This is a genomic window from Acinetobacter sp. YH01024, assembly GCF_013420195.1.
GTDB lineage: Bacteria > Pseudomonadota > Gammaproteobacteria > Pseudomonadales > Moraxellaceae > Acinetobacter > Acinetobacter amyesii.
In genome coordinates this window covers 1-19,455 of the sequence record NZ_VOYQ01000039.1, presented here as the reverse complement: position 1 = coordinate 19,455, position 19,455 = coordinate 1, and the positions used below count along the sequence as shown (strand labels likewise).

Annotated in this window: 15 protein-coding genes, 1 pseudogene and 1 riboswitch; of the genes and pseudogenes, 13 read left to right on the top strand and 3 right to left on the bottom strand. The window is 40.6% G+C overall.

Features of this window, described 5'->3' with window-relative positions; genetic code table 11:
- Window positions 1-35: 35 nt before the first annotated feature.
- Window positions 36-353: a helix-turn-helix transcriptional regulator gene (locus tag FTT88_RS13645; RefSeq protein WP_078193801.1), complete on the bottom strand. Its 318-nt coding sequence runs from the start codon at window positions 351-353 to the stop codon at window positions 36-38.
- 282 nt (window positions 354-635) lie between these two features.
- Here FTT88_RS13645 and cysK point away from each other — a divergent pair, with 282 nt between their 5' ends.
- The 5 genes and pseudogenes from cysK to FTT88_RS13625 all read left to right on the top strand — a co-directional run bounded on the left by cysK (window position 636) and on the right by FTT88_RS13625 (window position 5,560).
- Complete coding sequence (gene cysK / locus FTT88_RS13640) at window positions 636-1,634, top strand: cysteine synthase A (protein ID WP_180011715.1); 999 nt, start codon at window positions 636-638, stop codon at window positions 1,632-1,634.
- Window positions 1,635-2,205: 571 nt separating this feature from the next.
- A pseudogene (locus FTT88_RS17545) lies at window positions 2,206-2,367 on the top strand (cation transporter); the annotation flags it as partial.
- A 72-nt stretch (window positions 2,368-2,439) separates the two neighbouring features.
- On the top strand, window positions 2,440-4,878 hold the full coding sequence (locus tag FTT88_RS13635) for a copper-translocating P-type ATPase (RefSeq protein ID WP_373886705.1): 2,439 nt from the start codon (window positions 2,440-2,442) through the stop codon (window positions 4,876-4,878).
- A 1-nt stretch (window position 4,879) separates the two neighbouring features.
- Window positions 4,880-5,299, top strand: a complete 420-nt coding sequence (gene cueR / locus FTT88_RS13630) for a Cu(I)-responsive transcriptional regulator (protein ID WP_168377524.1) — start codon at window positions 4,880-4,882, stop codon at window positions 5,297-5,299.
- Between the two features lie 66 nt (window positions 5,300-5,365).
- A complete protein-coding gene (locus FTT88_RS13625) occupies window positions 5,366-5,560 on the top strand; it encodes a heavy-metal-associated domain-containing protein (RefSeq protein WP_180003680.1) in 195 nt (64 codons plus the stop codon).
- Between the two features lie 68 nt (window positions 5,561-5,628).
- On the opposite strand, the gene FTT88_RS13620 is transcribed toward FTT88_RS13625, so the two are convergent.
- On the bottom strand, window positions 5,629-6,234 hold the full coding sequence (locus tag FTT88_RS13620) for a TetR/AcrR family transcriptional regulator (protein WP_078190941.1): 606 nt from the start codon (window positions 6,232-6,234) through the stop codon (window positions 5,629-5,631).
- A gap of 605 nt (window positions 6,235-6,839) precedes the next feature.
- On the opposite strand from FTT88_RS13620, the gene FTT88_RS13615 reads away from it, so the two are divergent.
- From FTT88_RS13615 to FTT88_RS13600, 4 genes are all read left to right on the top strand, one after another.
- A complete protein-coding gene (locus FTT88_RS13615; RefSeq protein ID WP_111884373.1) occupies window positions 6,840-8,618 on the top strand; it encodes an acyl-CoA dehydrogenase C-terminal domain-containing protein in 1,779 nt (592 codons plus the stop codon).
- A gap of 102 nt (window positions 8,619-8,720) precedes the next feature.
- Entirely contained in the window at window positions 8,721-9,890 is a 1,170-nt protein-coding gene (locus tag FTT88_RS13610) for a thiolase family protein (protein WP_180008861.1), read from the top strand.
- A gap of 133 nt (window positions 9,891-10,023) precedes the next feature.
- Window positions 10,024-11,523, top strand: coding sequence for a succinate CoA transferase (locus FTT88_RS13605; RefSeq protein WP_171319206.1), 1,500 nt, complete (start codon window positions 10,024-10,026; stop codon window positions 11,521-11,523).
- Between the two features lie 223 nt (window positions 11,524-11,746).
- Window positions 11,747-12,064: a hypothetical protein gene (locus FTT88_RS13600; protein ID WP_111884393.1), complete on the top strand. Its 318-nt coding sequence runs from the start codon at window positions 11,747-11,749 to the stop codon at window positions 12,062-12,064.
- An 89-nt stretch (window positions 12,065-12,153) separates the two neighbouring features.
- On the opposite strand, the gene FTT88_RS13595 is transcribed toward FTT88_RS13600, so the two are convergent.
- Complete coding sequence (locus FTT88_RS13595; RefSeq protein WP_180174013.1) at window positions 12,154-12,855, bottom strand: HAD family phosphatase; 702 nt, start codon at window positions 12,853-12,855, stop codon at window positions 12,154-12,156.
- Between the two features lie 190 nt (window positions 12,856-13,045).
- On the opposite strand from FTT88_RS13595, the gene FTT88_RS13590 reads away from it, so the two are divergent.
- The 4 genes from FTT88_RS13590 (at window position 13,046) to uca (ending at window position 19,299) form a co-directional block, all read left to right on the top strand.
- Complete coding sequence (locus FTT88_RS13590) at window positions 13,046-13,939, top strand: LysR substrate-binding domain-containing protein (RefSeq protein ID WP_168377518.1); 894 nt, start codon at window positions 13,046-13,048, stop codon at window positions 13,937-13,939.
- A 197-nt stretch (window positions 13,940-14,136) separates the two neighbouring features.
- A riboswitch (guanidine-I (ykkC/yxkD leader) is annotated at window positions 14,137-14,248 on the top strand.
- Window positions 14,249-14,277: 29 nt separating this feature from the next.
- Window positions 14,278-15,015 (top strand): urea amidolyase associated protein UAAP1, encoded by a 738-nt coding sequence (locus FTT88_RS13585; protein WP_180174012.1) that lies wholly within the window; start codon window positions 14,278-14,280, stop codon window positions 15,013-15,015.
- Between the two features lie 11 nt (window positions 15,016-15,026).
- Window positions 15,027-15,689, top strand: a complete 663-nt coding sequence (locus FTT88_RS13580; RefSeq protein ID WP_180174011.1) for an urea amidolyase associated protein UAAP2 — start codon at window positions 15,027-15,029, stop codon at window positions 15,687-15,689.
- Window positions 15,690-15,693: 4 nt separating this feature from the next.
- Entirely contained in the window at window positions 15,694-19,299 is a 3,606-nt protein-coding gene (gene uca, locus FTT88_RS13575) for an urea carboxylase (protein WP_180174010.1), read from the top strand.
- Window positions 19,300-19,455: the final 156 nt, after the last annotated feature.

Sequence of the window (19,455 nt, the reverse complement as noted above, 5' to 3'; positions counted from 1 at the left end):
GCATGTCTGGCTTGAAATTTTAAAATAACTAAGTGTTATTTATAAGATTGGTTGCAATACAATTGGTAAAGAGTATTGAGAACTTGAACTAAATTTGCATCTTTAATTGAATAATAAATTTGCTTACCATCACGACGCGTAGTCACAACATCACTTTTACGTAACATCATCAGTTGTTGTGAGAGGGTTGGCTGTTTAATATCAGTGATTTCTTCAATCTGAGACACATTCAATTCTTGCTGTGCTAGATGACATAAAATTAGTAGACGATCCGTATTTGCCAGCGACTTTAAAACGCCCACGACTAATTCGGCAGAATCACGCATAGTAGTGATTTCCAGATCGGTATTCATTGGATATGTCCATACGATTAACAACAGCTCAAGTATACGGATATCACGGCTTAATACATTGAATAAATAAGACAATTTCTATGGTTTTTTATGAAATCAAATATCATTAATTTTTATAAGTTTAAATTTAGTTAATCAGTTAAATTTATTGCTTGATTTTAGTACAAGCTTTCACAAAATGCACATAAATATAAGACATTAGCTTAAAAAATCATGCACACTTTGAAAATAATTGTATCATCTAAAGATCGTATTCAATAAATACACAAGGGATAAATAGTCATGACAACAGATTCAGCTTTTCCAGCAACGAGTAATTTAGGTATCGCAGTATATAGTAATAACGCTGAAGCGATTGGTAATACACCTTTAGTTCGTATTAATCGTGCGATTCAGTCAGAAGCAACGGTCTTGGCTAAAGTTGAAAGCCGTAACCCTGCCTTTTCTGTGAAATGTCGTGTGGGTGCAGCTCTCATTGCAGATGCAGAAGAAAAAGGCTTATTAAAACCGGGTATGCATATTGTAGAACCTACAAGTGGTAATACAGGGATTGCTTTAGCATTTGTTGCAGCAGCGAAAGGTTATGCAATTACATTAACCATGCCAGCAAGTATGAGTATCGAACGCCGTAAGGTGTTGAAGTCTTTTGGTGCAAATCTCGTATTGACTGAACCTGCTAAAGGCATGAGAGGTGCGGTCGAAGAAGCACAGCGCCTCGTTGCCGAACATCCTGAAACGTATTATTTACCACAACAGTTTGAAAACCCTGCAAACCCTAAAATTCATGAATTGACCACTGGCCCAGAAATTTGGGAAGCGACCGGTGGTAAAGTGGATATTTTAGTTTCAGGTGTAGGTACAGGCGGTACGATTTCAGGCATTTCAAGCTATTTTGAAAAAGTGAAAAATCAGCCACTTTATTCTGTTGCGGTTGAACCGGCTGAATCTCCGATTATTGCCCAAGCGAAAAAAGGCGAAACACTGACTCCTGGGCCGCATAAAATTCAGGGGATTGGCGCTAACTTTATTCCGGGTAACTTGGATCTAGACCTTGTTGATGAAGTGATCGGTATTGAAAGTGCTGAAGCGATCGAATGGGCACGTAAAACGGCTACTCATGACGGTATTTTAGTGGGTATCTCTAGCGGTGCTGCTATGGCTGCGGCGGCAAAACTTGCTGCGCGTCCTGAGAATGCAGGCAAAACTATTGTGGTCATTTTACCGGATGGTGGTGAACGTTATCTTTCGTCAGTTTTATTTGAAGATATTAGTGCTGACTAATAGGTCTGACATGAAAAAAAGCCCGTTCATTTGAATGGGCTTTTTTATTGATGATTTTGTTATTTATACTTGTCTTAAGCCGCGTCTTGATCATCGTTTTTGGCATTTTGTTGTTTAATTTTTCGTTTAGGCGGTTCATATCCTAACTTTCGAGCGATATATTTAAACAGGAAGCCTAAGAGTATGCATATCGTGACAGCAGGGATAACCACTTGAGTGAGCCAAACATCAATATGATCTAGACTCCAACTTAAAATTAAAAATAAAAAAGCACACAAATATGCGCAGTTAAAGCAAATGTTCGACAGTTTGTACATGCGAAAGAGAGTAATTCGTTTGGTGGTCACGAATCTCTATCTTACTGAATAATGAGGAAAGGTGTAGTCTTAATATCAGAAAAATAAACTAATTGAATAATCATTATTCAATATTATTGATTATGTTTTTAAATCTTCGCAATTCTTTATACCTTAAAGAAAAGCCTTGCTGTGAGTCAGAAAAACTTGACCTTCCCATTGTGGTAAAGTTTAAGCTATAGCCTAAAACAAGCACATATGATTGGGATGTTGCCATGACAGATTCGACAGAACGCAAACTTTTTGATGGCACACTTGCTATTGAAGGGATGACCTGTGCTTCTTGTGTGGCACGGGTTGAAAAAGCCTTAAAAAAAGTCGATGGCATCACTGATGCTCAAGTGAATTTAGCCACTGAAACAGCACATGTTCAGAGTGATAAAAATGTGGATTATTCTGCTGTAATTCAGGCCGTTGAAAAGGCAGGTTTTGGCGTTGCACAAAAGCAGATTGAACTTGAAATTGAAGGAATGACTTGCGCATCGTGTGTTGCACGTGTTGAAAAAGCCTTAAAGGTAGTTCCAGAAGTCATCGATGCAAAAGTGAATTTGGCAACTGAAAAAGCCACGATTACGGCATTGGCATCTGTTGAAAATTCTGCATTGGCGAAGTCTGTAGAAAAAGCAGGTTTTCATATTGCACAGCCCAATATTGAATTAAATATTGATGGAATGACCTGTGCTTCATGTGTGGCACGGGTTGAAAAAGCCTTAAACGCTGTAGACGGTGTCAATAAAGCAACGGTAAATTTAGCCAGTGAAAAAGCCTTTGTTCAGGCGCCAGTTTCAAAAACACAGGAATTGATCGCGGCAGTTAAAAAAGCGGGATACAGTGCGACCGTTGCTACACAACTACAACCGACAATGGCAGAAAAAAAAGCCGATGAAGCTCGGTTGCTCAAACGTGATTTAATCATCGCATTGGTACTCGCTGTTCCTGTTTTTATCTTGGAGATGGGATCACATATGATTCCAGCTTTTCATCATTTTATTGCACATAATTTAGGGACACAAAATAGTTGGTATATTCAGTTTATATTAACCACTTTGGTGTTAATCCTTCCTGGAAGACGTTTTTATCAGCACGGCATACCAGCACTTGCGCGACTTGCCCCAGATATGAATTCTTTGGTCGCAGTCGGGACTTTATCTGCTTATAGTTTTTCTTGTGTTGCAACATTTGCTCCGCAATTATTACCGCAAGGTACGGTTCATGTGTACTTTGAAGCAGCCGCAGTAATTGTGGCGTTGATTCTTTTGGGTCGTTTTATGGAGGCGAAAGCCAAAGGTAAAACCTCGCAAGCTATTCAATACTTAGTCGGCATGCAACCCAAAACAGCACGTGTTGAGCAATCTAGTACCTTTATAGATTTGCCGATTAGTGATGTTGAAACAGGTATGTTGATTGAAATACGGCCTGGTGAACGTTGCCCAGTCGATGGTGCTGTAGTGTCTGGGAACAGTTATATTGATGAATCCATGATCAGTGGCGAGCCAATTCCTGTCGAGAAAAAAGCCGGTGATCAAGTTGTCGGTGGAACGATTAACCAAAATGGGGCATTGAAAATACAAGCCACTGCGGTAGGTCAAGATACTGTTTTGGCACAAATTATCCATATGGTCGAACAGGCTCAGGGTTCAAAATTACCGATTCAAGCTTTGGTGGATAAAGTCACGTTATGGTTTGTACCGGTGGTAATGGCGTTGGCGTTGATCACCTTTTTAGTTTGGTATGTTGTAGGACCTGAACCGAGTTTAACCTATGCCTTAGTCAATGCTGTAGCAGTACTGATCATCGCATGTCCATGTGCAATGGGTTTGGCAACGCCAACATCTATCATGGTCGGTACAGGGCGAGGTGCAGAGCTTGGAGTATTGTTCCGTAAAGGTGAAGCCTTACAACAACTCAAAAATACTCAAGTGGTTGCAGTCGATAAAACAGGGACATTGACGGAAGGTAAACCGAAACTGACAGATTTTGAAGTCACTGAAGCTTTTGATAAAGATCGCGTATTTCAGTTATTGGCCTCTGTAGAGCAGAAATCTGAACATCCGATTGCCTATGCCATTGTACAAGCTGCGAAAGAGATGCAAGTGCAACTTTTAGAAGTTGAACAGTTTGATTCCGTGACTGGTGCTGGGATTCAGGCGGTTGTTGAAGGACAAAGCATTTATATTGGTGCAGATCATTTGATGCATAAACTTGGTTTAGAAACACAAATCTTTTCAGCACTGGCAGAACGCATGGGCAATGAAGGGAAAACCCCGCTCTATGTATCGATCGATCAACAGCTTGCTGCCATTGTTGCTGTAGCCGACCCGATCAAAGCCACAACCTTCGCAGCCATTCAAGCTTTGCATGATTTAGGGCTGAAAGTGGCCATGATTACAGGCGACAACCGACACACTGCCACTGCCATAGCACGACAGTTGAAAATTGATCATGTGATTGCTGAAGTGATGCCAGATCAAAAAGTGCAATCTGTACAACAGTTGCAAAAAGAACATGGTGTTGTATGTTTTGTTGGCGATGGTATTAATGATGCGCCTGCACTTGCGCAAGCAGATGTGGGCATGGCGATTGGTACAGGGACAGATGTGGCGATAGAGGCCGCGGACGTTGTGCTTATGTCGGGTAATTTACAAATGGTGCCGACAGCAATCGCACTGAGCACAGCGACGATGAATAATATTCGCCAAAACCTATTTTGGGCATTTATTTACAATGCAGCATTGATTCCTGTCGCTGCAGGTGTGTTATATCCATTCTTTGGCATACTACTTTCACCTATGTTCGCAGCAGGTGCAATGGCACTTTCATCGGTGTTTGTTGTGTCGAATGCCTTACGTTTAAAAGCATTTAAAGGGCCAGTTTTTCAGGAGTCTTGAGATGAATATTGGACAAGCAGCGAAAGCATCGGGCATTTCTGCAAAAATGATCCGCTATTATGAATCGATTGGGCTGTTAAATAATGCGCAGCGCACCGATGCAGGCTATCGAATTTACTCGGAAGCCGATATTAAAACCTTGAGTTTCTTGAGACATGCACGTGATTTAGGTTTTTCTTCTGAACAAATGAAAGATTTACTTGGACTTTGGAAAAATCAAAGTCGGCAAAGTGTTGAAGTTAAATCATTGGCGTTAAAACATATCCAGACCTTAAATCAAAAAATCGCAGACTTACAGGCCATGGTTGAGATCTTGCAACAGTCCGTCGATGGCTGTGCCGGTAATGATCAAGCCGATTGTACGATTTTAAATCAAATCGAAACGGGCATGGCTGAGTGCTGCCATACAGCAAAGATTTAAACCCGCTTGACCTTACAATCGTGGCAAGGTTTATAGTGTTGTTATTAGAAAAGAAGGATGAACAGCATGAAATTTCGTATTGATAATATGACATGTGGTGGTTGCGCACGTAGCGTGACAGCAACGATTAAAGACTTAGATGAAAATGCAACGGTCACTATTGATGTAGCCACTAAATTAGTTGAGGTTGAATCCAGTGCCAGTGCAGAGCAATTGATTAGCGCTTTAACCGAAGATGGTTTCCCACCTGTGATTGCATAACTTAGATATTGTCTAATGTATAAAAAAAGCCGAACAATTGTTCGGATTTTTTTATTTATAAATCAATTTTATACGGCTGAAATTTTATCTGGCGTCATCAGCGCCTGATTAATATATAGCTTGATTAAACGTTCACGTGAACCGATTGATTTTTGATAATGCGTTGAATTGAGGAGTAGGGACGCACCATAAGTGACCGTCCAAATATAGGATAAATAATCACGAATCGACATTGCGCTTTCAAGTGATTTTAAATAATCACTGGTCATATCCTTAATTTCAATAATACGTTCTTCACGAACACGATAGAGCTCTTCAAATAACTCTTTTAATTTACGTTCATTATTAGTTAAGCGTTCTTCAATGACATGTAATAATATAGTTCTATTAGAATTCAACATATTATAAAGCATATATTGTGAAACATAAGTTTTAATATCATGATTATATTTTTTTGAAATTTCTAATAATCGTTTTTCATTTAAGATAATCAGTTCTAAATATAATTGGTTTTTACTTTTAAAATGTTTATAAATCGTGCCTTTGGCAATATCTAGTTCACAAGCTAACTCACTTAAGGTGATGTCTTGATTATTATCTAATAGCAGGGTTTCTGCCATGGCTAAAATTTTTTCCTTGCGAAGGATAAAATTTTGTTGGCGTACTGAACTCATGATAACTGTTCCATAAACATCTTGAGGGTGAACAAGCCTAGCTTAAGCTAAATCTTGTGAATCTTACATTCCACTATGGTCTCAAATATTACATAAATTGGTTTAAAAATAAACACATTAGTAGAGAGTGTAAAACATATAGAATTCATAGCATAAAATTAATGTCAATAAAACTGAACCCTTGAGGTCATTTTTTTGAAATAAAATTCCATTTTTATTTTTTTTAATTTATTGTCTTTTCGCTTTTACAACAAAAGCAGCATTTAACAAAACGGTCTTGGTTGTTATGTTATTAATACAACCTAAATTAAACATGATTATGGGTATTATTATGTTTGGTTTTAATCAATTACCAATTGTAAATTTAGTTAACTCAATAAATTTATTTAAGTGTAATAAAATAATGCTGCTCAAATTATCAAGTGGTTATTTTCCACTTGTCGGTAAAAACACATTATCTATATCCATTTTAGATATCTATCTGAAAAAACAGATCTTTAAAAAATCCACACAAAATTGATTTGATGATTTTGTGCGGGAGCGTGCAACTTTAAAAAAGTACTTTGTCAAAGACGCTGACAAAGCCTGTAGAAAAGGAAAGTACAATGCCAATATACAATGCGCCGTTAAAGGACATGGACTTCATCTTAAATGATGTATTCAATGCAGATGAGTTCTGGCAGTCAAATGAAAACTTAGCTCATATTGATATGGCGACTGCAAATGCCATTTTAGAAGAAATGGCTAAGTTTTCTAAAAACGTTATTCTAGACTTGAACCGTACTGCAGATGAAGAAGGTGGTGCGCAGTTTAGTAATGGTGTTGTTACTACGCCTACAGGGTTTAAAGACGCTTTTAAACAATTCGCTGAAGGTGGTTGGGTTGGTTTAGGCGCTTCTGAAGAATGGGGCGGCCAAAACATGCCGAAAATGTTGACAGTACTTGCTGACGAAATGATTTGGAGTACCAATCCATCATTTATGTTGTATCCACTACTGACTGTGGGTGCAGGTATGGCGATTAATGACCGTGCTTCGCAAGAGCAAAAAGAAACCTATCTTCCAAAATTTTATACGGGTGAATGGTCAGGCACTATGTGTTTAACTGAACCACATTCAGGGACTGATTTGGGGATCATTAAAACCAAAGCAGAGCCGAATGAAGATGGTTCATTTAATATTACAGGCACGAAAATTTTCATCACCAGTGGTGAACATGATCTGTGTGAAAACATCATCCATCTTGTGTTAGCAAAAACGCCAAATGCACCTGCGGGTTCACGTGGTATTTCATTGTTTATCGTTCCAAAATTCCATGTCAATGCCGATGGCTCAGTCGGTGAACGTAATGCTGTTTCAGCGGGTTCAATTGAACACAAGATGGGTATTAAAGGTTCTGCAACGTGTGTTATGAACTTTGATGGTGCCAAAGGTTATATCGTTGGTAAAGAAAACGAAGGTCTTGCGGCGATGTTTGTCATGATGAACTATGAACGTTTATCGATGGGTATCCAAGGGATTGGCGCTGCAGAATTTGCTTACCAAAATGCTGCACAGTATGCGACTGATCGTCTACAAGGTCGTTCTGCGACAGGTGTGAAATCTCCTGAAAAACCAGCAGACTCTATTTTAGTACATGGTGATGTACGTCGTATGTTGTTGAATGTACGCGCCAACAACGAAGCATCTCGTGCATTTGCTGTGTATGTTGGCCAGCAACTGGATATTACAAAATATTCAACTGACGAAGCTGCAGTGAAAAAAGCCAATGACCGCGTGGCTTTATTGACACCTATTGCAAAAGCCTACCTAACAGATACAGCCCTACAAGCTACTTTAGAAGCGCAAATGTGCTTTGGTGGTCATGGCTATATCCGTGAATGGGGTATGGAGCAATGCATTCGTGACTTACGTATTTCACAGATTTACGAAGGCACAAATGGCGTACAAGCGATTGATTTAATTGGACGCAAAACCACGAAATGTAATGGTGCATTTATTGCCGAATACATTGCTGAAATTCGTGACTTTGCTGCAACCATGGCTGATTCAAAAGTTAAATCTGCAGCATTGCAAGTTTCTGACGAAGTTGAAGCATTAACGCAATTCATTGTAGAACAATCTAAGACCACCCCAGACTTTAGCAGTTCGGTGGCAGTCGATTACCTGCACGCTGTTGGTTTACTCAGCTTCGTTTATATGTTTGCACGTATTAGCAAAGCTGCGGCTGCAAAACCAGAGAGCTTCTACCAAAACAAATTGGTACTCGCAGATTTCTATGTTGAGAAAGTTCTACCTGACCTTGCTGCCCGTGCTCAACGTATTAAAGCAGGTTCTGAACTTATCATGCAGCTATCCGAAGAATACTTCACCGCTCAATCTTAAGGTTTCATCGAAACCACTGTGAAAAAGATTAAGATGGAAAATCTGAGGAACCAGTCATGGTTCCTTGGGGGTTAAAAGATTTAAAACAGGATGAAATAAGAAATGATTGTAATTGTAGATGGCGTACGTACAGCGATGGGTGGTTTTCAGGGTTCACTTTCATCTTGTACAGCCCCAGACTTAGGTGCTGCAGCGATTCAAGCTGTTGTTGCACGTGCAGGTTTAGAACCTACAGATATTGACGAAGTTATTTTTGGCTGTGTATTACCGGCTGGTCTTAAACAAGGTCCTGCACGCCAAGCGATGCGTCAAGCAGGCTTACCAGATACAACGGGTGCCACCACGATTAATAAAATTTGTGGTTCAGGCATGAAGGCAGTGATGCAAGCAGCTGATGCGATTAAAGCCGGTTCTGCTAATATTGTGGTTGCTGGTGGTATGGAGTCGATGTCAAATGCGCCATATTTACTTGAAAAAGCGCGTTCAGGCTATCGTATGGGGCATGGTAAAACCACAGACCACATGTTTCAAGAAGGCTTAGAAGATGCTGAGACAGGTTTATCGATGGGTATTCTGGCACAAGATATGGCAGATAAAAAAGGCTATACCCGTGAACAGCAAGATGCTTTTGCCATCAACTCACTCAATAAAGCCGTTGCAGCGATTCAAGGCGGTTTCTTCAAAAATGAAATCGTGCCGGTTACCGTTAAAAGCCGTAAAGGTGACGTCGTTGTTGACACAGATGAACAGCCTTTAAGTGCTAAGCCTGAAAAAATCCCTACACTGCGTCCTGCATTCAAAAAAGACGGCACGATCACAGCTGCCAATGCCAGCTCAATTTCTGACGGTGCATCTGCTTTGGTGGTTACATCAGAAGAAACGGCTCAAGCACGTGGTTTAAAACCACTAGCAAAAGTCGTTGCTTATGCCACAAATTCACAGCATCCGTCAGAGTTCACGATTGCTCCAGTCGGTGCTATTGAGAAAGTACTTGCACAAGCGGGTTGGGATGCACAAGAGGTTGACCTGTGGGAAGTCAATGAAGCATTTGCTATGGTTACAATGCTGGCGATTGATGGATTTAACTTAGATGAAGCAAAAGTGAACATTCATGGTGGTGCTTGCTCACTTGGTCACCCACTAGGTTCATCAGGTTCACGTATTATTGTGACGCTGATTCATGCCTTAAAACGCACTGGCGGTAAAAAAGGTGTCGCAGCACTGTGTATTGGTGGCGGTGAAGCAACTGCAATTGCGGTTGAACTGATTTAATTTGCCTCAATTTATATAAGTAAGCTTTTAGATAAGTACGTTTTTAGATAAGCAATAACAAACGCTATCTCAGTTCGCTGGGATGGCGAAAAAAGATGTTTATTTTGAGATATTTATTTTTTGAGATTTAATTATGAATGGTTTAGATCGCATTCGCTTACTCTCCCTTCGCGACAAAGTAATGTCTGCTGAAAAAGCGATTGAGTTAATTCAAGATGGTTCAGTGGTTGGTTTAAGTGGTTTTGGTGGTGCAGGTGAGGCAAAGACGGTTCCATTGGCACTTGCAGATCATGCAGTTTCACATCCTCTTCGTATCACGTTGGCAACGGGTGCTAGTTTAGGAAATAGTATCGATGGTCGCCTCAATGCGGCGCATGCGATAGAACGTCGTTATCCGTATCAGGCAGATCCTGGTTTACGTAAAGCCATTAACGCTGGCGAGGTCATGTATATTGACCAACACTTGTCTGAAATGGCCGATAATATTCGTCATCATAATTTACCGCGCATTAATGTGGCCGTTATTGCAGCGACTGCAATTACCGAAGATGGTCAAGTTATTCCGACAGGTTCATGTGGTAACTCAGCCAATTTCATTGAAATGGCAGATCATGTGATTATTGAAATTGATAATACGATTAACCCAGTGCTCGAAGGTGTACATGATATTTATGTGCCGAAAGCGCGACCAAACCGTGGGCCAATTCCACTGACTCAGGTTGGTGAACGTATTGGTACGATTGGGATCAATGTCAGCCCCGATAAGATTTCAGCTATTGTGTTGAATGATCTGCCAGATACCCAGTTTAAAATGGATGAACCTGATGCTGAAACCCTAGCGATTGCTCAGCATCTGATTGATTTCTTTGAAGGTGAAGTGGCAGCAGGGCGTTTGCCTGAAAATTTGGGCCCGCTACAGTCAGGTGTGGGTTCGATTGCCAATGCTGTATTCGCAGGTTTTGAGCATTCGAATTTCCATGATTTGGAAATGTATTCAGAAGTACTACAAGACTGTACTTTCCAGCTAATTGATTCTGGAAAAATGAAATTTGCCTCAGGCTGTTCAATGACGCTGTCTGAGCCTTGTGCACAGCATGTGATGAACAATTTTGATCAGTACAAAGACAAAATTGTGTTACGTCCACAAGAGCTATCTAATAACCCTGAAATCATTCGACGTTTAGGCATTATCGCGATTAATACGGCGCTTGAGTTTGATATTTACGGAAACGTAAATTCGACCCATGTGACGGGTACCAAAATGATGAATGGTATTGGTGGTTCTGGAGACTTTACTCGTCATGCGCACATTGCCATTTTCGTAACCAAGTCGATTGCAAAAGGCGGTGCGATTTCATCTGTAGTCCCAATGGTGAGTCATACCGACCATACTGACCATGACGTTGATATCGTGGTTACAGAGCAGGGCTTGGCAGATTTACGTGGTCTTTCACCACGTGAGCGTGCACGTAAAGTCATTGAAATCTGTGCACATCCAGATTATCGCGCAGCATTGTTGAGCTACTTTGAACGCGCATGTGAGCTTGGTGGTCAAACGCCGCATATTTTAAAAGAGGCTTTGTCTTGGCATGCCACTTTTGAAGAAACCGGTTCAATGCGTCAAATCGTATAAATCTAAAGATTGAAAATATTTAAATAAGCCCACGATCAAGTGGGCTTATTTATTATGAAAGACTACAAATGTTTCAAAACATGACAAAAGAAAAACAGCAGGACTTGGTTTGCAACTTTTGCACAACATGAACGGTCTTAAGTTCTCTTCAAGGCTTTCTATAATGCAAAACTCATTGACAAAGAAGGTCAGTATTTTGAAAAAGATTCAATTATTTTCTGCGATGTTGTTCGCAGTTCTCCTCACTGCATGTAAACAAAGTCCAGCGCCTGATTATGCTGGAACATGGCAAAATACCGCAGTAGATCCTCAACTTGAAAATGCGTTGATTATTAGTAAAAATGGTGAAAACTATTTCATTACCAATACTTTAAAAGATAAACAAAGTGGTAAATCTGAAAAGAAAAATCCTGTACCTGCATCTGTCGCTGAATCTGGTTTACTGGCTGTAAACTCTGGGACAGGTGCTGTTGAATTTGCGATTGACGAAAAAACTGGAAATTTAGTTGGGTCTGGATCCATTTATAAAAAAGTAAAATAGATCAATTATCTATAGATGCAAAAATATCAAAAGCAGCCTCTAAGTTGGGCTGCTTTTTAACTTTTAAGCGAACGTTTATTTACTTTAACTTAGTTCAGAACCGAAGAGAAATCATGGATAAAATAATCCGCTTTATTTTTGATTTGCTCAATTTCGTGCTCTGAATATGCATCATACACGGCAACCACTTCAATGCCTGCTGCATTTGCAGCTTCTACACCAATGAGTGAATCTTCAAAAATTAAACATTCTTCAGGTCGAACTGCAAAATGTTCAATCGCCTGTAAATAGACTTCAGGATGAGGCTTAATATTTTTGACACTTTCACGGGTCAGGATCAGATCAAAGCTATTTTCAAAATGCAGCTTTGGATAGATGTTAATATTTTTTTGATATCGATAAATATTTTGCAGGCTGGTCGTGGTGGTAATTGCCACCTGAATGCCTTGCTGAATGAGCTGTTGAACAAATAATGCTGCATGTGGTTTAAGTAAGATGATATGTTCTAAAAAATGCTGTGAAATGGTATATCGTTGCTGTTTGATTTGATCTGCTGTGTGTTGTTCAATCTTATAAGTATCTTTTAGATAGTTACAGTACATTAAGTAAGGGTCTGGTGAGTTTTTAAATAATTGCAGCTGAATGTCACGTTCACGTTGAATTAAACCCAGTTGGATGGTTTGTCCAGTTAACTGTTGAATCAAATCTGCGTCGACCTGATTCCACACGCCAACAGAGTCGATAAGTGTGCCATCTAAATCAAAACAAACCAGTTTTTTTCCTTGAAGCATGTTGATATCCAAATTCGTGCTGGGTCTATTATGCGGACTGATTGGAGTGTTGAAAAGCCAAATGCAACTGAGCAGGCTAAACTGGCGTTTCATCTGCAATAAAAGTAATATTTCGTTATTGGCTTTTTGTATAATTCAGCAGATGATGCACAGCATAACTTGCAATATTTAATTAGGGACTAAATTTTTCGTGTTTGAATTGGACTGTAAACTTCTTAGCATTTTTTTTCATGTTTATAAGTACAAAAATGTATCGCAAGCTGCTGAACACTTGCAAATGAGCCAGCCTACAGTCAGTAATATTTTAAATAAAATACGACAGCATTATAACGACCCCTTATTTTTACGTATCGGCAATGAAATGGTGCCTACGGAGTTATCGCGTCAATTATTTCCTTTAGTCAGCGAAGCCTTGAGTAAAGTCGAAGCCATTAATAATTTTACGATTAATTTTGATCAAGCCATTTCAGATCAACAATTTACTCTAGCCATGACCGATGTTTCTCATTTGGTTTTATTGCCTAAAATCAGCCAATATCTAAAAAAACACGCGCCACAAATACGTCTAAATGTACGACCGATTACCACTGAAACCAGTTATCAAATGGCGAATGGTGAAATTGATTTAGCATTGGGTTTTTTACCGCATTTGGAAAGCGGCTTTTATCAGCAAAAACTGTTTGAGCAATATTATGTGGTGATTGCAGCTAAGGATCATCCACGATTAAAGGGTGACACCATTACAACTGAGCAATATTTATCAGAGTCGCACATTGATATTGATGCAGGGATGGGGCACTACCATATTGAAAATGAGCTGCTTAACCTTGATTTAAAACGTGATATTTTGATGCGTTTACCTAGTTATTTAGGTGTAGGCTTAGTCGTGCAAGACACTGATGCGATTGCTACTGTGCCGTATTACTTGAGTGAAGTATTGCTTTCGCGCGGCAACTTAAAAATATTTGACGCACCGATTGCATTTCCAACCTATGGCGTGAAGCAATATTGGCATATGTCTTGCCATCATAAAACCAGCCATCAATGGCTACGTCATATGTTCCATGAGATATTGGTAAAATAATTTTTATGCATTACATAAAGCCCAAAAATGATTTTGGGCTTTTTTTTTGCAATTTTTGCAGCAATTTTGTGCATGGGCTGCACCCGATTTGGTCATGCTATAGCTCAATACTATAAAAAAGTCTAATAAATAGCAGTATTACGTTTATATAAATTGGTAATACTAAATTGGCACAGCCTTTGCATTTCTACATACATCATAAAGTGATCTAGGGTTCCGATACATCTTCATGTATGACCGCGACCGAGAGTTCACGGCTTCGTTTTAATTCAAAGCAAAGCTGCACGGAGGGATAAAAGCCCGGGAGGTAAACAGTTAAGAATTAGGCAGAGGCTGCAATGAGCACAATACATTATCATGACGATAAAGCACTATGGACTGAACTTTTACCGGGTGGACACCACTGGTCAGCGCGTATTCAGCGTGGGGCAGTATTACAGCTTAAATCGCTAGGGCAAAATGCCAATGTGGCACTGTACTGTGTAAATAGTGAAGATAAGCTTGAACGCTACAACATGCCAGATAGTCTTAAAGGGCAGCACACGGCATATTTAAGTACGGGTCATATTTTGGCATCGGATTTAGGCCGTGCCATGATCTCGATTGTGAAAGATGATCATGCTTGGAATGATGCTTTTTGTGCACCAAGTACCGCACAACAAATCGAACAACAATTTGGTTCAAAAACTTTCCAAGATGCCCGTAACGATATGTACCGCAGCGGAAAGGATAGCTTGCTGCTTGAAATGACCAAGTTTGGTTTATCTGCAACTGACCTGAGCAGTACCTTAAATTTATTCTCTAAAGTTCAACCTGATGACAACGGCAACTTAAGTTATGTTGCTTCGGACAATACAAATCAAGTCATTGAACTGCGCTTTGAAATGGATTGTTTGGTCTTTTTATCCAGTGCGCCACATGGATTATCTCAAGCAGAAGAATATAACCCTGCTGATGTACAACTAAGTTTATTTAAGGCGTTGCCTTTGGCAGACACCGATGTTTGCCGTGATTCTTGCCCGCAAAATCAGCGTGCTTTTCAAAATAATAAACGCTATAACGCTTTAACGGCTTGAGGGGAATGATCATGACTGCATTAGTAAACCCAACACAAAAATTTGAAAAATCAGTCTTAAGCGAAGTATGTCCTGCCGGTGAAGCTTGGATGTGCGAAGTCAAAAAAGGGCAGTATTTCCGTATTGTTGACCTCGAAGGCAATCAAGCGGTGGATACGCTATTTATCTCAAGCCAAAACCCTGAAGAGCGTTATAGCGCTACGGATACCTTAGCCATAAATCAGCAGATTTATTTAGGAAAAGGTACAGAACTTTATACTAATTTCGGCAACAAAATTGCCACCATACATGACGACAACTGTGGCCGTCATGACACTTTGGGCGGTGCATGTTCATGTGAAAGCAACACTGTTCGTTATGCACATGACAAATTCCCAATGCACAGCTGCCGCAACAATTTCATGATTGCCTTATCACAACATCCGATTGCCAAAAAACATGGCTTAAATGTGCGCCATATCGGTCCAAATATTAACTTCTTTATGAATGTACCGGTGACCGCTGAGGGACATTTGAAATTTGATGATGGTATTTCTGCACCGGGTAAATATGTTGAAATTAAAGCTGAAATGGATCTCATTGTCCTCATTTCCAATTGTCCGCAACTGAATAACCCATGTAATGCCTATAACCCAACAAAAATTCAATTGATCATCCGTGACGGTGAGGAGTAATACCATGTTTAATAAAGTCCTCATTGCCAACCGTGGTGCAATCGCGTGTCGTGTGATCCGTACACTCAAAAAATTAGGCATTCAATCTGTTGCAGTCTACTCAGAAGCAGACCGTGACTCACTACATGTGACATTAGCGGATGAAGCGGTATTTATTGGTGATAGTCCTGCCAGCCAAAGTTATTTAAATGTCGATAAAATGTTAGAAGTCGCGAAACAAACAGGTGCTGAAGCGATTCATCCCGGTTATGGTTTCTTGTCTGAAAATGCTGAATTTTGTGATCTCTGTGAAGCTCAAGGCATAGTATTTTTAGGGCCAAATTCGGCGCAAATGAAATCCTTTGGCTTAAAACATACAGCGCGTGAACTTGCGATTCAAGCCAATGTGCCACTCCTTCCGGGCAGTCAACTTTTGGCAGATGAAGCCGAAGCACTGCTTGAGGCCAATCGTATTGGTTATCCTGTGATGCTGAAAAGTACCGCGGGCGGTGGCGGTATCGGCATGCGTTTGGTGTGGAATGAAGAAGAGCTGAAAGATGCTTATTCTACGGTTTCATATCTTGCCCAAGCCAACTTTAAAGATGCAGGCTTGTACCTTGAGAAATTTGTACAAAATGCCCGTCATATCGAAGTGCAGATTTTTGGTGATGGCAATGGCTTAGTCTTGGCACTTGGCGAGCGCGATTGTTCGGTACAGCGCCGTAATCAAAAAGTTGTGGAAGAAACCCCAGCACCACATATCAATGATGATCAACGTGCTTATATTCAATCGATTGCGATTGGGTTGATGCAGTCGGTGAATTACCGTTCGGCAGGCACAGTAGAATTTGTGATGGATACCGACACACAAGAATTCTACTTTTTAGAAGTAAATACCCGCCTGCAAGTTGAACATGGTGTGACGGAGCAAGTCTTTGGTGTAGATCTTGTGGAATGGATGGTGACTCTCGGTAGTGGGGATTGGATTGCACCAACAGCAGAACTTGTATCTAAAGGTCATTCAATTCAAGTGCGTCTGTATGCCGAAGACCCAATCAAAAACTTCCAACCGAGTGCAGGGCTTTTAACGCATGTTGATTTTGATGCCAATGCGCGTAATGAAACTTGGGTTGAAACGGGTTCAAATGTATCGTCATTCTATGACCCGATGATTGCGAAAATCATTGTGACAGCGGATGATCGAGACTTGGCAATTGCTGCAATGACCGAAACACTCGGCAAAACATCGGTTGCAGGTATCGAAACCAATCTTGAATATCTACAAAATATTATCGACTGCGATGTATTTAAAGCCGGTACGCAAACCACACGTTTCTTAAATACATTCGAGTGGAAAACTCAAAAAATTGAAGTGTTGCAATCAGGCATTCAAACTTCTGTGCAAGATGTGACAGGTCGTTTGGGGTACTGGGATGTCGGTGTGCCACCATCAGGTGCCATTGATCCACTATCACTGAATGTCGCAAACCAGTTACTTGGTAATGCCTATAACACTGCAGGCTTAGAATGTACGCTACAAGGTCCGACTTTAAAATTCCATTGTGACAGCCAAATCGTGCTTGCCGGGGGCGATATGCCATCAACACTAGATGGCGCTCAAGTTCCGATGTGGCAGAACGTGAATGTGCGTAAAGGTCAGGTGCTCAAATGTGGCAAAATTGCGACAGGTTGCCGTACCTATATTGGTATTAAAGGCGGTTTAAATGTACCTGAATATCTCGGCTCACAAGCAACCTTCACCTTGGGTCAGTTTGGTGGTCATGCAGGGCGTAACTTACTGATTGGTGATATGTTACCAATCACGGGTTTTAGCTCTGATGAAGTGAAAACGCTTGCCCCTGAACAAGTGCCGTCATTCAGCCATGAATGGGAAATTGCGGTGATGTACGGCCCGCATGGTGCACCAGACTTCTTTACTAAAAAAGACATTGATACCTTCTTTGCCAATACTTTTGAGATTCACTTTAACTCAAGCCGTACAGGTATTCGTTTGATTGGTCCAAAACCTGAATGGGCACGTGAGGATGGCGGTGAAGCCGGTTTGCATCCATCAAATATTCATGACAATGCATACGCGATTGGTGCGATTGATTTCACGGGCGATATGCCGATTATTCTCGGTCCAGATGGTCCAAGTTTAGGAGGCTTTGTTTGTCCTGCCGTGGTGATTAATTCTGAGCTTTGGAAGCTTGGTCAATTGAAAGCAGGAGACAAAGTTACATTTATACCTGTGAGTTATCATCAAGCGAAACTTTTAAATGAAAAATATCATGCACAATTAGAAGCAAATGATACGCAGGTTGTGGCATTTGATGAGTCATTTTATCCTGAACTTTCCACCTTAAAAAATGCGGTGCTTGATACTTTAAAAGGTCAGAATGGCTTGCCAGATGTGGTATATCGTCCTGCGGGCAACAACTACATGTTGGTGGAATATGGTGAGTTGGTTTTAGATTTAAACTTACGCTTCCGTATTCATGCACTCATGCAATGGGTTCAAAAGCAAAACATTACCGGGATTATTGACCTGACACCGGGCATCCGTTCACTGCAAATTCATTTTGATTCGATCAAGCTTGATCAATTGGATTTATTGCGTTTACTACAAGTCGCGGAAGCTGAACTGCCTGATGTGACCCAAATGCAAGTACCGTCACGGACTGTGTATTTACCACTCGCTTGGGAGGATTCACAAACCCAGCTAGCGACAGAGCGTTATATGCAAACGGTACGTCCAGATGCACCATGGTGTCCTGACAATATTGAGTTTATCCGTCGTATTAATGGTTTAAAAGACAAACAAGCGGTCAAAGATGTGGTATATGACGCGAGTTATTTGGTCATGGGTTTGGGCGATGTGTATTTAGGTGCACCTGTGGCAACACCGCTTGATCCTCGCCAGCGTTTAGTGACGACGAAATACAACCCTGCACGGACATGGACGCCTGAAAATGCTGTCGGTATTGGCGGTGCGTATATGTGTGTTTATGGTATGGAAGGTCCGGGAGGCTATCAGTTTGTGGGTCGTACTACGCAAATGTGGTCTCGTTACCGTAAAAACCCTGACTTTGAGCAAGGTATGCCGTGGTTATTACGCTTCTTTGACCAAATTAAGTTTTATGAAGTCTCTGAGTCCGAGCTTATGCAAATGCGTGAGGACTTTAAAGCAGGACGTTTAAAATTACGTGTGGAAGAAGGTGTTTTAAACCTAAAAGAATACAATGACTTCTTGACTGAAAATGCAGAATCAATCTCAGCATTTAAATCCATCCAACAAGCCAACTTTGATGAAGAACGTCGTCGTTGGCATGAAGCCGGGCTTGCAGAATATGTTTCTGAAAGCTTAGATGCTGTGACCGATGATAGTGATGTTCAAATTCCTGAAGGTGGTTGTGCGGTGGAATCACACATGCCGGGAAGTATTTGGAAAATTGAATGCAAGTCAGGTGATATTGTTGAAGAGGGTGCAACGCTAGCGGTAATTGAAGCGATGAAAATTGAGATTCCAATTATTGCACCTGAACGTATGAAGGTTTCTGAAATTACCATTGAAAAAGGGCAGACTGTGAAAACGGGGCAGGTGTTGTTTACGTTGTCGCCAGTGGCATAAAAAATCCTCCTTAGCCCTCCTTTTAAAGACATAGGTATCTACACAAATCCCAAGTTTTGGGTTAAATTGAAGAGCATGCTCTTCAATTTAATATCTCCCATCTTGATACACGTCTCGTCAGACGATACAACGCCCTCGTAAAGCTTAATATGAATC

Excerpts from the sequence above, each read along its gene's own strand:
- FTT88_RS13645 (WP_078193801.1), bottom strand. The coding sequence starts at position 353 with ATGAATACCGATCTGGAAATCACTACTATGCGTGATTCTGCCGAATTA.
- cysK (WP_180011715.1), top strand. The coding sequence starts at position 636 with ATGACAACAGATTCAGCTTTTCCAGCAACGAGTAATTTAGGTATCGCA.
- cueR (WP_168377524.1), top strand. The coding sequence starts at position 4,880 with ATGAATATTGGACAAGCAGCGAAAGCATCGGGCATTTCTGCAAAAATG.
- FTT88_RS13625 (WP_180003680.1), top strand. The coding sequence starts at position 5,366 with ATGAAATTTCGTATTGATAATATGACATGTGGTGGTTGCGCACGTAGC.
- FTT88_RS13620 (WP_078190941.1), bottom strand. The coding sequence starts at position 6,234 with ATGAGTTCAGTACGCCAACAAAATTTTATCCTTCGCAAGGAAAAAATT.
- FTT88_RS13615 (WP_111884373.1), top strand. The coding sequence starts at position 6,840 with ATGCCAATATACAATGCGCCGTTAAAGGACATGGACTTCATCTTAAAT.
- FTT88_RS13610 (WP_180008861.1), top strand. The coding sequence starts at position 8,721 with ATGATTGTAATTGTAGATGGCGTACGTACAGCGATGGGTGGTTTTCAG.
- FTT88_RS13605 (WP_171319206.1), top strand. The coding sequence starts at position 10,024 with ATGAATGGTTTAGATCGCATTCGCTTACTCTCCCTTCGCGACAAAGTA.
- FTT88_RS13600 (WP_111884393.1), top strand. The coding sequence starts at position 11,747 with ATGTTGTTCGCAGTTCTCCTCACTGCATGTAAACAAAGTCCAGCGCCT.
- FTT88_RS13595 (WP_180174013.1), bottom strand. The coding sequence starts at position 12,855 with ATGCTTCAAGGAAAAAAACTGGTTTGTTTTGATTTAGATGGCACACTT.
- FTT88_RS13585 (WP_180174012.1), top strand. The coding sequence starts at position 14,278 with ATGAGCACAATACATTATCATGACGATAAAGCACTATGGACTGAACTT.
- FTT88_RS13580 (WP_180174011.1), top strand. The coding sequence starts at position 15,027 with ATGACTGCATTAGTAAACCCAACACAAAAATTTGAAAAATCAGTCTTA.
- uca (WP_180174010.1), top strand. The coding sequence starts at position 15,694 with ATGTTTAATAAAGTCCTCATTGCCAACCGTGGTGCAATCGCGTGTCGT.